Source organism: Crossiella sp. SN42, from assembly GCF_023897065.1.
GTDB lineage: Bacteria > Actinomycetota > Actinomycetes > Mycobacteriales > Pseudonocardiaceae > Crossiella.
On the sequence record NZ_JAMHIV010000006.1, the window covers coordinates 219,500 to 231,788 of the forward strand.

The 12,289-nt window shown below is 70.7% G+C and carries 14 protein-coding genes; 7 read left to right on the forward strand and 7 right to left on the reverse strand.

Translation table 11 applies throughout. From position 1 onward, the window contains the following. Positions 1-119 precede the first annotated feature (119 nt). From M8C13_RS09595 to M8C13_RS09615, 5 genes are all read left to right on the forward strand, one after another. On the forward strand, positions 120-1,424 hold the full coding sequence (locus M8C13_RS09595; protein ID WP_252480148.1) for an MFS transporter: 1,305 nt from the start codon (positions 120-122) through the stop codon (positions 1,422-1,424). Positions 1,425-1,688: 264 nt separating this feature from the next. After that, positions 1,689-2,210, forward strand: a complete 522-nt coding sequence (locus M8C13_RS09600) for a SigE family RNA polymerase sigma factor (protein WP_252480149.1) — start codon at positions 1,689-1,691, stop codon at positions 2,208-2,210. Positions 2,211-2,215: 5 nt separating this feature from the next. Continuing rightward, positions 2,216-3,100 carry a hypothetical protein gene (locus M8C13_RS09605; RefSeq protein WP_252480150.1) on the forward strand — a complete coding sequence of 295 codons (885 nt, stop codon included), beginning with the start codon at positions 2,216-2,218 and terminating at the stop codon, positions 3,098-3,100. A gap of 56 nt (positions 3,101-3,156) precedes the next feature. Next, complete coding sequence (locus M8C13_RS09610; protein WP_252480151.1) at positions 3,157-3,576, forward strand: hypothetical protein; 420 nt, start codon at positions 3,157-3,159, stop codon at positions 3,574-3,576. 110 nt (positions 3,577-3,686) lie between these two features. Further along, positions 3,687-4,238 carry a hypothetical protein gene (locus tag M8C13_RS09615; RefSeq protein ID WP_252480152.1) on the forward strand — a complete coding sequence of 184 codons (552 nt, stop codon included), beginning with the start codon at positions 3,687-3,689 and terminating at the stop codon, positions 4,236-4,238. A 43-nt stretch (positions 4,239-4,281) separates the two neighbouring features. Here the strand turns inward: M8C13_RS09615 and M8C13_RS09620 are convergent, their stop codons facing one another. Continuing rightward, a complete protein-coding gene (locus tag M8C13_RS09620; protein WP_256508794.1) occupies positions 4,282-5,322 on the reverse strand; it encodes a chitinase in 1,041 nt (346 codons plus the stop codon). Positions 5,323-5,562: 240 nt separating this feature from the next. Here M8C13_RS09620 and M8C13_RS09625 point away from each other — a divergent pair, with 240 nt between their 5' ends. Both M8C13_RS09625 and M8C13_RS09630 read left to right on the forward strand, forming a co-directional pair. Next, a complete protein-coding gene (locus M8C13_RS09625) occupies positions 5,563-6,870 on the forward strand; it encodes an MFS transporter (RefSeq protein WP_252480153.1) in 1,308 nt (435 codons plus the stop codon). Further along, positions 6,867-7,772, forward strand: a complete 906-nt coding sequence (locus M8C13_RS09630) for an isopenicillin N synthase family oxygenase (protein WP_252480154.1) — start codon at positions 6,867-6,869, stop codon at positions 7,770-7,772. Before M8C13_RS09625 ends, M8C13_RS09630 begins: the two co-directional genes overlap by 4 nt. A gap of 48 nt (positions 7,773-7,820) precedes the next feature. Here the strand turns inward: M8C13_RS09630 and fabF are convergent, their stop codons facing one another. The 6 genes from fabF to M8C13_RS09660 form a co-directional block, all read right to left on the reverse strand. Continuing rightward, positions 7,821-9,101: a beta-ketoacyl-ACP synthase II gene (fabF, locus tag M8C13_RS09635; protein ID WP_252480155.1), complete on the reverse strand. Its 1,281-nt coding sequence runs from the start codon at positions 9,099-9,101 to the stop codon at positions 7,821-7,823. Positions 9,102-9,116: 15 nt separating this feature from the next. Further along, a complete protein-coding gene (locus M8C13_RS09640; protein ID WP_252480156.1) occupies positions 9,117-10,076 on the reverse strand; it encodes a hypothetical protein in 960 nt (319 codons plus the stop codon). Between the two features lie 267 nt (positions 10,077-10,343). Further along, on the reverse strand, positions 10,344-10,535 hold the full coding sequence (locus M8C13_RS09645; RefSeq protein ID WP_252480157.1) for a DUF5708 family protein: 192 nt from the start codon (positions 10,533-10,535) through the stop codon (positions 10,344-10,346). Between the two features lie 40 nt (positions 10,536-10,575). Continuing rightward, a complete protein-coding gene (locus tag M8C13_RS09650; RefSeq protein ID WP_252480158.1) occupies positions 10,576-11,877 on the reverse strand; it encodes an MFS transporter in 1,302 nt (433 codons plus the stop codon). A 132-nt stretch (positions 11,878-12,009) separates the two neighbouring features. Beyond that, positions 12,010-12,102 (reverse strand): SapB/AmfS family lanthipeptide, encoded by a 93-nt coding sequence (locus M8C13_RS09655; RefSeq protein ID WP_252480159.1) that lies wholly within the window; start codon positions 12,100-12,102, stop codon positions 12,010-12,012. A 50-nt stretch (positions 12,103-12,152) separates the two neighbouring features. Then, positions 12,153-12,245, reverse strand: coding sequence for a SapB/AmfS family lanthipeptide (locus M8C13_RS09660; RefSeq protein ID WP_185001966.1), 93 nt, complete (start codon positions 12,243-12,245; stop codon positions 12,153-12,155). Positions 12,246-12,289: the final 44 nt, after the last annotated feature.

A 12,289-nucleotide genomic window follows, 5' to 3' on the forward strand; every position in this document is an offset into this window, starting at 1 on the left:
AAGAGGTTCGCTGGGCCGGGTGCCTGGCGGGCGATCGCGGGGGCGGGCGTGGCGCACAGTGACGGACTGGGTACGGAGCACTATCTTTCGGGGGATTTTGGGCGATATTGAGGAGAGCCATGACCGCCGCTCAGCCGCGGGTGGTGCCCGTCGGCGCCGCGTTCGACCACATGCCGTTCACCCGCAGGCACCTGATGATCGGGCTGACCCTGTTCGGCGCCTTTGTCATCGACTCCTGGGAACTGGTCGCGCTGGTCTACGTGCAGGCGGACCTGGCCGCCTCGATGGGGATGGACCAGGCGTCCGTGGGGCTGGTGCTCTCCGCGCTGTCCTTCGGCATGATCCCCGGCGCGCTGCTGTGGGGGCCGGTGGCCGACCGGATCGGGCGGCGGCCCGCCTGTTTCGGGTCGATGGTGGCCTACAGCGTGCTGGCCATCGCCTCGGCGTTCGCGCCGGAGCCCTGGGTGCTGATCCTGCTGCGGGTGCTCTCCGGGTTCGCGCTGGCCGGGGTGTACACGGTGACCTTCCCCTACTTCCTGGAGCTGGTGCCGACCAAGATCCGCGGGCGGGCCGCGGTGTACCTGTCCATGGGCTGGCCGGTCGGGCTGCTCTGCGCGATCGGGGCCTCCAGCCTGATCCGGGACTGGAGCTGGCAGATCATGCTGGCCGGGGCGGTGGCCGGGGGCTGGGCGTTCGTGCTGCGCGCGGTGGTGCCGGAGTCGCCGTACTGGCTCATCGCCCGCGGCCGGGAGGAGGAGGCGCGGGTGGTGCTGCGTCAGCTGTCCAGCCCGGACGCGGAGGCGCGGCTGACCGGCAGCGGTGGCCGGGTGGGCAACCCGCTGGAGCTCTTCCGCGGTGGGCTGGTGCGGGTGGCGGTGCCCGCGCTGCTGGTCAACTTCGTGTTCAGCTGGGGCTACTGGGGCCTGCAGAACTGGCTGCCTACGTTGCTGGCGCAGAAGGGCCTGACCCTGGACGCCTCGCTGGCCTTCGCCGCGCTGAGCGCGGTGATGATGATCCCCGGCTACCTCACCGCCTCCTACCTGACCGCGCGGTTCGGCCGGAAGAAGATCTTCTTGCTGTACGTGCTGGCCGCCTGCGCGGGGGGCTTCGTCTTCGCCACCGCCGACTCGCTCACCCAGCTGTACCTGGGCAACTTCACCCTGGCCTTCTTCAGCCTCGGCGCGTGGGGGGTGTGGAACACCTGGAACGGCGAGTTCTACCCGACCGCGACCAGGGGCACCGGCGCCGCCTACTCCAGCGCCATGCAGCTGATCGCCAGCACCAGCGCACCGGCCGCGATCGGCCTGCTGCTGGCAGCCTCCAGCGGGTTCACCCTGGTCATGCTGGTGATCAACGCTTTCCTGGTGGTCTCGGTGCTGCTCGCGCTGGCGCTACCGGAGACCGAGGGGCGAACCCTGACCTGAGGCCGAGAATCTAGTGATTTTCCGGAAATTTTGGCGTCTTTAGGGCATGTCGAGGCACAACGGCCCCAGATGCGTTTACAGTAGGTGCAGTAGGCCGGGCGGGATCGCCGCAGGGTGGGCCTAACCCCCAGGGGTCCGCCCGCCGCGAGTGCCCGGCCTACTTCTTTCTTCCCCCCTCGGTGACACAGCCCCTTGGGTGGCCCAGCGCACACAACCGCGTCGGCGGCCGTGCGCGTCCCCGGGTTGAGGGGAGGTGGTGGCCGGATGCGGGCGGCGGAGGAACAGCGGTACACCGAGTACGTCAGCGCGCGGCTGCCCGCGCTGCGGCGGACCGCGTACCTGCTCTGCGGGGACGAGCACCGCGCGGACGACGTGGTGCAGGCGACCATCACCAAGCTCTTCGTGCACTGGCGCCGGGCCGCCGCCGCGGACGACCTGGACCGCTACGTCCGGGCGATGCTGGTCCGCACCTTCATCTCCGAGCAGCGGCTGGGCTGGGCCAAGCGGATCCGGCTGGTCGGCGGTCCCGAGGAACTGCCGCCGACCGCCGCGCCCGCCGGGCCGGACGTGGAGACCAGGGCGGTGGTGCACGCGGCGCTGGCCAGGGTCGCGCCCAGGGCGCGGGCGGTGCTGGTGCTGCGGTTCCTGCTGGACCTGCCGGTGCTGGAGGTGGCCGAGCTGCTCGGCTGCTCGGCCGGGAACGTGAAGAGCCAGACCTCGCTCGGGCTGGCCGCGCTGCGGCGGCTGCTGGGCGAGTCGGCGCTGGCCAACCTGGGGAAGGAGTAGCGGAGATGGAACCGGAGGAGCTGCTCGCCCCGCTGCGGGAGGCCGGGCCGCGCACCCCGTCCACGGTGGACGTGCCCGCGGCGATCCGGGCCGGGACCCGGCGCCGACGGTTGCGGCAGGTGGCCGGGGCCGGGGTGGCCGCGGCGCTGACCGTGCTGATCGCGCTGCTGGCGCCGAGCCTGGTCAGCGGGCTGTCCACGGTCGAGCCCGCGCGGCCCGCGGTGACCTTCGACCCGCTGCGCAAGTCCTTCCGGGTCGGCTCGGCCGGTGGCTTCACCCCGGTCAGCTACGAGACCGGGCGGGACCGGCAGCGGATCACCCTGGTGCGCGCCGACGGCGGCGGCGGGCAGGCCACGGTCACCATGACCGGCGGCGGTCCCGGACCAGGGGGCGAGGCCGCGCCGCCGGTGCACGGGCGGCGGGCGGTGTGGCAGGGCACGGGCGTGGCCTGGGAGTGGACCGACGGGGCCTGGGGGTCCGTCGAGGGCGCGGGCGACCGGGAGCAGGCGCACCGGATCGCGCAGAGCGTCGAGTCCGGGGCAGACGACCTGATCCTGGTGCCGTTCGAGCAGGTCCAGCCGGAGCCGCTGCTCGGGGTGCTCAGCCCGTACGGGAGCACCGACCGGGTCACCGACGCGGTGCTGCTGGTCTACGGCGCTCCCGGCGGTGGGCGGATCTTGGTCGGCACCCAGCGGGACCTGGCCCGCGACCCGGTGACCGGGCTGCCGGCGCAGGTGCCCCGGTTCGACACCGAGCTGGACGGCAGGCAGGCCGCGGTGACCGACACCGCGGTGACCCTGGCCGGCACCGGCGGCGGGCCCGCGGTGGTGGCGCGGTCGGCGACCGCGGGCCGGGCGCGACTGGTGGAGCTGGCCCTGGCCCTGCGCTGAACCGAAGTGGTGGCACCCCCGTTAACCGGGACAAACCCACCTGACGGGGGTGCCTCGTGCGATCGACCGCCAACACTCGCACTCGACTACTGGCGCTGGCCCTGCTCGGGGCAGGCACCGCCACCGGCGCGGTCGTGGCCCTGGACCGGCCGCCACCGCGGCCGCCGCAGCTGATCGCCAACCCGGTGCTGGCCCTGCCGCCGCCGCTGGAGGCCAGGGCGGTCGACCCGGTCTACGCCGACCCGCCACCGGTGCACACCAGCCCGGCCCCGATCGTCACGGTGCCCATCGTCACCAAGCCGGTCCTGCCCGCCCGGCCCAAACCGGCGCCCCGCCCGGCCAAGCCCGCACCCGCCCGCCCCAGCACCTCCGCGCCGCCGCCCGCCCCGCCCGCGGCCGAGCGGCCGCCGATCACCTGGCACTTCTGCGACTTCTTCCGCTACTGGCTGCCCCGCCGGTACTGCGCGGGCCGTTGAGCCGCGGCTACGCAGATCCGCGTAGCCGGGTTCACCGCCTCAACGGACGACCGGGGCCGCGCTCCCGCCGACGATGGGAACCGACCAGACGTGTCGGCGAGGGAGCACCCATGAGCACGCAAGCAACCGCAGTCAAGCCGAGGCCCGCGCCGGTCCGGCGCAGTGCCGGGCGGGAGCGCCTGCTGCCGCGGCGCACCCGCAAGGCCGTGCTGGTGGCGCACATCGTCAGCGCCGGGGCCTGGATCGGGCTGGACGTGGTGCTGGCCGTGCTGGTCTTCACCGCGGCGGGCACCTCGGACGCCCAGCTGGCCGCGCTCTGCTACCAGGTGCTGGAGCTGCTGGTCTGGCCGATGCTCACGCTGGCGGCGCTGTGCCTGGTCAGTGGCGTGGTGCTGGGGCTGGGCACCAAGTACGGGCTGGTCCGGTACTGGTGGGTGGCGGTCAAGCTGGTGCTCAACCTGGCGCTGCTCGCGCTGGTGGCCTTCGCGCTGCGCAGCGGGGTCACCGAGATCGCCGAGTACGGGCGGCAGCTGGCCGCCGGGCAGGCGCCGCTGCGTGGGCCGGGCGACCTGGTGTACCCGCCGATCGTGTCCACCACCGCGCTGCTGTTCGCCACCGTGATCTCGGTGTACAAGCCGTGGGGCAGGCTGCGCAAGAAGTGACCGAAGGACGAGGCCGCGCTGGCAGGCGCGGCCTCGTCGCGTTTCATCGGCCCTGCAAGGACTTCACGTTGTTGCCGAAGGTCCAGTTCTTCGAGCCGTCCCAGTTGATCGACCAGGTCATCAGGCCCTTGAGCTTGCCGCCGTAGTGCCGCCAGGCCTGCGAGACCAGGCTCGGCGACATGTAGCCGCCACCGGCGCCCGGCTGCGCGGGCAGGCCGGGCACCTGCTTGTCGTAGGGCACCCGGATCGTGCTGCCCTGGATGACCAGGCCCTTGTCCAGGCAGTCGGTCTGCTTGGTGAAGCCCTGCACGGTGCCCGCCTGGTAGGAGTCGCCGGCGCAGCCGTACATGGATCCGTTGTAGTACTGCATGTTCAGCCACCACAGGCGGCCGTTGTCCGCGTACTTCTTGATGATCGGCAGGTAGGCGCCCCAGATCGAGCCGTAGACCACGCTGCCGCCGGTGACGTAGGCGGTCTCCGGGGCCATGGTCAGCCCGAAGTTCGACGGCATCGCGGCCAGCACGCCGTCGATGATCCGGATCAGGTTGGCCTGCGAGGGCGAGAGCTGGTTGATGTTGCCGCTGCCCACCAGGCCGGTCTCGATGTCGATGTCGATGCCGTCGAAGTTGTACTTCTTCAGGATCGGCACCACGGTGGCCACGAACCGGTCGGCCACCGCCGAGGAGCTCAGGTCGATGCCCGCGGTCGCGCCGCCGATGGACATCAGGATGGTCAGCCCGGCCGCCTTGGCCGCGCACATCTCCGCCGGGGTGGCCACCTTGACCGTGGCGTCCATCCCGTCCTCCCACAGCACGGTGCCGTCGGAGCGGATCACCGGGAAGGCCGCGTTGATCACGTTGTAGCCGTGCTCGCGGATCCGGGGGTCGGTGATCGGCGTCCAGCCGAACGGCGGGTGCACGCCGTTGACCGCGCCGTCCCAGTTCTCCCAGTACCCGTGCAGCACCTTGCCCGCCGGTTTCGACTTCACCGCGCAGGTCTCCGCCGCTTCCGCGCTGCTCGCCGGCGCCGTCAGGCCCAGCGTGGCGCAGAGCACCGCGAGCCCGAGTCCCAGCAGTCGTGACATGCCACCCATCACCAACCCCACATCCCGCGGTTGGCCCCGGCGGCAAGGACATCCCGCGCAAGTTCGAACCCTTCGCGCCTGTGCGCGCCTTCCATTCGACCAAAACCGCGCCGGTGCGGACACCTACTTCCGGGGGCGGACCAGTCGGCGCAGAGGGCGCCCACTGGTCCAGACCAGACCAGGTTGCCCGCGCGGGCAACTCGTGTGACGACTCGGGCAACAGGAATAGCGTTGCGCCACATGGAAATCAGGCGTTTGACGCTGCCGGTGGTGAGCGCGGCCCAGTTGCTGGTGGTGCTGGACGGGACGATCGTGAACATCGCGCTGCCCTCGGCGCAGCGCGCGCTCGGCATGACCGATGCCAGCCGCCAGTGGGCGATCACCGCCTACGCGCTGGCCTTCGGCGGGCTGCTGCTCATCGGCGGCCGGATCAGCGGCGCGCTGGGGCACCGGCGGGCCTTCGGCATCGGGCTGGCCGGGTTCGCCGCGGCCTCCGCGCTGGGCGGGGCGGCCGGTACGCCCGGCACGCTGTTCACGGCCAGGGCGTTGCAGGGGGTCTTCGCCGCGGTGCTCGCGCCGGCCGGGCTGGCGCTGCTGAGCACCACCTTCACCGGGACCAGGGAACGCGGGCGGGCGTTCGGGGTCTTCGCCGCGGTGGGAGCGGCGGGCTCGGCCGTCGGGCTGGTCGCGGGCGGGCTGCTGACCGAGTACGCGAGCTGGCGGTGGTGCCTCTACCTCAACGTGCCGGTGGCGCTGCTGGCCTTGCTGGGCACGGTGTTCGTGCCGAAGGACCGGCCGGTGAGCGGCTGGCGGTTCGACGTGACCGGGGCGCTGCTGAGCACCGGCGGCTTCGTCGCGGTGGTCTACGCCTGTGCCGAGGCCGAGTCGCGGGGCTGGGGTTCGCCGGTGGTGCTCGGACTGCTCGCCGCCGGAGTGCTGCTGCTGGCCGCTTTTGTCGGTGTGGAACGGAAAACCTTCTGGCACCGGACGCGGGGCGGCGCGTTCCTGGCCATCACGCTGATGTTCGTCGCGATGTTCGGCTGCTACCTGTTCCTCAGCTACTACACCCAGCACGAGCTGGGCTACACACCCGTGCAAGCCGGGCTGACGCTGATCGTCAACGCGCTGGCCGCGCTGGCCGGGGCCACCCTGATCGCGGGCAGGCTGCACGGCCGGGTGCGGCCGGGCATGCTGATCCGCGCCGGCCTGCTCGCCGCGGCGGCCGGGCTGTTCGTGCTCACCTGGCTCACCCCGGACAGCCCGCACGCGCTGCCGCTGTACCTGCTGCCCGCGCTGGTGCTCACCGGCCTTGGCCTGGGCTGTGTGCTGCCGCCCACCGCGATCCTGGCCACCGCGGCGGCCGCCCCCGACCAGCTCGGCGCGGCCTCCGCCTCCTACCACGCCTGCCAGCAGCTCGGCGCGGCGCTGGGCACCGCGTTGCTCAACACCGTGGTCACCAGCGCGGCCGAGCTGACCGTGGCGGTGGGCATCCTGCTCGCCGCCGCGCTGCTGCACACCTTCCTCACCCTGGAAAGGAAAACCGCATGAGCCACGTCCCGGTCATCGACCTCGCCGGACGGCACGGCACCGGAAGAGCCGCGCTGGCAAGGGAAATCGGTGCCGTCTGCGAGTCCTCCGGCTTCTTCGTCATCGTTGGCCACGGCGTGCCCGGGGAGCTGATCGAGGGCATGTTCGCCGTCACCAACGCCTTCTTCCGGTTGCCAGTCAGGGAAAAGCAGCTCGTGGCCAGTTTCCGGCGTTCCGGTGGGACCACCGCGTTGAGCATGGACCAGGAGAGCCCGCCGGACCTGTGCGAGTCCTTCGGCGCACACGTCACTGGCGAGCTCAGCGAGCAGGATCGCGCGCGGCTCGGCGACTACTGGGCCACCTGGAAGCAGGCCAACGACTGGCCGCGAAACCCCGCTGGGTTCAAGGAAACCTGGCAGCGGTACCTGGCCGCGCTCACCGAGCTGGCCGCGGACCTGCTGCGGCTGTCCGCGCTCGCGCTGGACCTGCCGGAGCAGCACTTCGCCGACCGGTTCGACCGGCACGTCTCCGCACTGGTCGCCAACTACTACTACCCGCAGCTCGAACCGCCGCTGCCCAGTCAGCTGCGGCGCGGCGCGCACACCGACTTCGGCGTGCTCACCGTGCTGTGCCAGGAGAACGACCTCGGCGGCCTCCAGGTGCGCCACGGCGAGGGCTGGCACGACGTGGCGGCCATCCCGGGCAGCTTCGTGGTCAACATCGGCGACCTGATGGCGCTGTGGACCGGCGGGCGGTGGCAGTCCACCCTGCACCGCGTGGTCAACCCGGCGCGCGGCGACACCTCCTCCCGGCTGTCCATCCCGTTCTTCTACCAGCCCAACCACGACGCGCCGGGGGAGACGGTGACCGCGGGGCAGTGGATCGCGCGCAAGACGGTGAAGCTCTTCGGCGCGCCCAGCTGAGTGATGCGCCCGTGCCCGGGTCGAGGTCACCGGGCACGGGCGCGGGTCTCAGACCGCCCAGCGGCGCAGCACCAGCACGGCGTTGTGCCCGCCGAAGCCGAAGGAGTTGTTCATCGCCACCCGGATGTCGTGCTGCTGCGGGGTGTGCGGCACGAAGTTCATCTCCGCATCCAGCGGCTTGTGGCAGTTGATGGTGGGCGGCACGACGCCCTCCCGGATCGCCATCCCGCACACGATCGCCTCGACCGCGCCGCCCGCGCCGATCATGTGCCCGGTCATCGACTTGGTGGAGCTGACCGGGATCCGGGTGGCCCGCTCGCCGAGCACCTCGCGGATCGAGCGCACCTCCCTGGCATCGCCGAGCGGGGTGCTGGTGCCGTGCGCGTTGACGTAGTCGACCTCCTCGGGCGCGATGCCCGCGTCGGCCAGCGCGGCCCGCATCGCGGCCTTCGCCCCGGTGCCCTCGGGGTGCGGCGCGGTCCAGTGGTAGGAGTCCGCGCTGGCGCCGAACCCGGCCACCTCGGCCAGGATCGGGGCGCCGCGCTCGATCGCGTGGTCGGCCGCCTCCAGCACCACCACGCCGGCGCCCGCGCTCATCACGAACCCGTCCCGGTCCTCGTCGAAGGGCCGGGAAGCCTCTTCGGGCGCGTCGTTGCGGTTGGTCAGCGCGCGGGCGTTGCCGCAGCCGGCCAGGTCCGCGCGGCTGATGCAGTTGTCCGCGCCGCCGGCGATGGCCACGTCCACCGCGCCGTACTGGATCAGCCGGGCCGCCTCGCCGATGGAGTCGGTGCCGGTGGCGCAGGCGGTGCTCATCGCCCGGCACGGACCGGTGGTGCCGAACAGCAGGCTGATCTCCACCGCCGCGCTGTCCATCGCGCCGGTCACCTGGGACAGCGGGCTGATCGCGCGCGGACCCTTCTCCCGCAACAGGTCCGGCAGCTTGTTGTTGTAGTTCACCGGCCCGTAGCCGCTGCCGACCAGCACGCCGGTGCGGGCCGCCAGCTCCGGGTCGAAGACCAGTTTCGCCGCCTCCACCGCCTCGGTGGCCGCGGTCAGCGCGTACTGGGCGTAGCTGTCGGTGCGCCTGGCGATCTTGCGCGGCAGGTGCGCCTCCGGGTCCCAGTCGTGGATCTCGCCGGTGATCTGGCAACCCAGGTCGTCGGCGGAGATCGAGGCCACCCGGCGGATCCCGCTCTGTCCGGCCAGCATCGCCGACCAGGTGGTGGGCACGCCGACCCCGAGCGGGGTGACCGCGCCCCAGCCGGTGACCACTACCCGGCGTCGTAATCGACGGAACTCGGCCTGTACCGCCTCGCTGCTCTTGCTCATCTCGTTCCCCTCGGCTCAGGCGCTCGCCGCCGCGGGCAGCACCCGGCCGCGCGGCCCGGCGAAACCCTTGTCCAGGTACTCCTGCACGGCCTTCGGGGTGACCACGGCGGTCGGCACGGTGTCCCCGGTGAGCCGGGAGAACATGTTGCGCGGCCCGATGATGTAGGCCTGCTGTGCCTTGCTCCGCCGGATCCCCTCGACCACGGTGGACCAGCGCACCGGGGTGACCCAGCCGTCCAGCAGGTCGGCCATGATCGCTTCCGGGTCGGTGATCAGCTCACCGGTGACGTCGGAGAGCATCGGGACGCGGGCTGGGCGCCAGTTGAGTTTGCGGTAGACCTCGGTCTCCAGCCGCTGGCGCAGGCTGGTCACCATGGTGCAGTGCTCCGCGCGGTTCATCAGGTAGAACGGGAATCCACCCTCCTCGCGGACGAGTTCGCGGAAGTACTCCAGGTCGGCCATCACGCCGGAGACCGCGTGCACGGAGTTGTCCAGGTAGATCGACGCCTCCACCTTGCGGCCCTCGGCCTGACAGCGTGCGACGAGCCTATCCACGGCGGCCCCGTCGAGGCGATAGAAGAAGAAGCAGCCCAGCGGTTCTGCCAGTCCCTCGAAGTAGTCGACCTCCACCTTGGCGCTCTCCCGCACCAGCCGCAGACCGTCCTCATAGGACAGAACGCCGGCGTAGACCGATCCGATGATCGCACCGAAGCTCTGCCCGCCGAAGACCACCGGTGACAGGTCCAGGTGGTCATCGGCCCAGTCGGCCAGCGCCAGGGTCAGCGCCATGTAGCCGGCCTCGTACACCTCCCAGTCGTAGATCTCGGCATGTTCGTAGGCCGAGATCAGCGAGTAGCCCAGGACCTCGTCCGCGATCCGCAGCCGCTCTTGCGCGTACTCGTTCTCCTGCAGGAAGCTCGCGATCGTGGGAAAGGTCGTCGGAACGAGTCCGGGAAAGTAGATGGCATCGGCCACGGCAGCCTCCAGGGATGGTCACCACAAGTTCCAGGGCCAGTGGTGCGGCGGTGAAGGGCATCGATGAGGAGCCTCGCGCGAGGCATCAACCCCTGAACTCATCGAGCGCGCCGGTGCGAACCACAGGCCAACGGAACAATGGTAACCGACCAACGCCGCGGAACAACCCGATCGGGTGAAACAGCATTCATGAACGTGATCTGCCCAAAACGCACAACGGCCGGGAAAACTCCCTGGGGGAGAGTTTTCCCGGCCGTTGCCCCGCGTTCAGGCGCGGCTGTCCTTCTTCGACGGAAAGATCATCATGGCGCCGGTGATGACCAGTTCGATACCGCCGAGCACGGCGAGCACGACGCCCACCTTGTCCAGCGAGATGATCGGCGTCTCGACTCCCTTGGTGGTGAAGGCGAGAATCAGGCCGACGATGAGCATGAACGCGCCGATGAACAGCGACTTCACGTTTTTCGACAAGGAACCTCCCAGTGACGCTGGTGCCCGCTCACAGCTGTCGCAGCGGGCGGACAAGGAACAGTGACAGCGCGAGCAGAAGATAGCAGCTTCCGATAACCACGAAGGATTGATGGCTGCCCATCGTGGCCAACAGCCAGGTGAGCAAGGAGACTGCGATCGGGCTCGGCCCTGACACGATAGTAGTAGCAATGCTGGTGACTCCACCGAACATCGCTTTGGGCACCCGTTCCTGCAGCGCCTGCATGAACAGCAGGTCCACCGGACTGGTCACCACGCCGGCCACCGCCATGATGGCCAGCGCGATCGGCACGTCGGTCTGCACGGCCAGCAGCAGGAGCAGCAGGGCCATGCCGGTGTAGGCGGTCAGGTAGGCCCCGCGCCTGGGCAGGCGCGGCCCGAGCACCCCGTAGCCGATGGTGCCGATCAGCGAGCCCACGCCGAAGGCGCCGACCAGACCGCCGTACCAGGCCACCGAGCCGAGCACCTCATTCGCGTAGGCGGTCAGCCCGATGCTGGCCAGGCCGGTGTCCAGGCCGCTGAACACGGTGGTGGCGATGATCACCACTCGCAGCAGCTTGTCGCCCCAGAAGAACTTCACCGCGGCCACGAAGCGCTGCCGGTAGCTGAGGCGGTCGAACTCCTCGGCCTCCTCCTGCTGCTGCTCATCCGCTGGGACCTGCTCCACCGCGCGGACCAGGAAGAGGACCACGATGACCGCGGCCAGCGCGCCGGCGACGGCGTCCACGAGCAGGATGGTGGCACTGCCGAAGAGGCTGACGATCACGCCCACCAGGATCGGGCTGGCCATGGTGGCGATCGCGTTCATCGCGCGCAGCGTGGCGTTGGCCCGCTCCAGCGGGTGGCCCGCGCTCTCCGCCAGGGCCGGGAGCAGGCCGAAGGTGGCCACCCGGCCCGGTTCGTCGGCCGCGGCGCGGACGAAGCACAGCGCCAGCAGCAGCCAGGCGGGCAGCATGCCGGCCAGGTGCAGGGTGTACATCAGCACGGTGATCACCGAGCCGATGCTGATGGAGAAGATCCACGAGGCGCGCATGCCGAACCGGTCGATCACCGGGCCCATGAACAGGCCGGTGCCGATCGAGCTGATCACCGCGACGGTGACGATGACGCCGGTGAAGGCGATGTCGTTGGTCGCGTCCAGCACGAACAGCGGCAGGCCGACCCCACCGATGCCGTTGCCGACCAGGTTGACCCCGAAGGCGAACTGCGCCACCGAGTACTGCCCGGAGCGGCGGTCCTTGCGGAGCCGGTGCCTGCCCGGCGGCGGCTTGCGGTGCCGTCCGCCCGGCCGCCTGGTCGGCGCTGCTGTCATGGTCTCGGGCCTTCCCCATCCGTCCGGGAGGTCCCGGGCGAGGTGCGGAAAGTCCGGTGCAGGCACTGCGAGCGCCTGCACCGGACGTCACCTGGATGGCGAGCGATCAACTCACTCGCCGCACCCGGTAATTCAGCAGTTGTTGCTGACGGTGCTGCCGGTCATGGTCAGCTCAGCCGCGGCGGTGTCCAGGCCCTGCAGGTCGAGAATAGCCATTGTATTCACCTTTCCTGAAGAATGTTCGGGTGGGTGCAGGTGTTACCGGTGGAGCTGATTCAGCAGCCGTTGGAGACGGTGCTGCCGGTCATGGTCAGCTCGGCGGCGTTGGTGTCGAGGCCCTGCAGGTCGAGAATAGCCATTGTATTCACCTTTCCTTGACGAAATTCGTTTGTCCTGACTTGGTGGTGCGTCG

What these genes read in the sequence shown, in the direction of transcription:
- M8C13_RS09615 (WP_252480152.1), top strand. Translation starts at nt 3,687, where the DNA reads ATGAGCACGCAAGCAACCGCAGTCAAGCCGAGGCCCGCGCCGGTCCGG.
- M8C13_RS09605 (WP_252480150.1), top strand. Translation starts at nt 2,216, where the DNA reads ATGGAACCGGAGGAGCTGCTCGCCCCGCTGCGGGAGGCCGGGCCGCGC.
- M8C13_RS09630 (WP_252480154.1), top strand. Translation starts at nt 6,867, where the DNA reads ATGAGCCACGTCCCGGTCATCGACCTCGCCGGACGGCACGGCACCGGA.
- M8C13_RS09600 (WP_252480149.1), top strand. Translation starts at nt 1,689, where the DNA reads ATGCGGGCGGCGGAGGAACAGCGGTACACCGAGTACGTCAGCGCGCGG.
- M8C13_RS09620 (WP_256508794.1), bottom strand. Translation starts at nt 5,322, where the DNA reads ATGTCACGACTGCTGGGACTCGGGCTCGCGGTGCTCTGCGCCACGCTG.
- fabF (WP_252480155.1), bottom strand. Translation starts at nt 9,101, where the DNA reads ATGAGCAAGAGCAGCGAGGCGGTACAGGCCGAGTTCCGTCGATTACGA.
- M8C13_RS09625 (WP_252480153.1), top strand. Translation starts at nt 5,563, where the DNA reads ATGGAAATCAGGCGTTTGACGCTGCCGGTGGTGAGCGCGGCCCAGTTG.
- M8C13_RS09595 (WP_252480148.1), top strand. Translation starts at nt 120, where the DNA reads ATGACCGCCGCTCAGCCGCGGGTGGTGCCCGTCGGCGCCGCGTTCGAC.
- M8C13_RS09650 (WP_252480158.1), bottom strand. Translation starts at nt 11,877, where the DNA reads ATGACAGCAGCGCCGACCAGGCGGCCGGGCGGACGGCACCGCAAGCCG.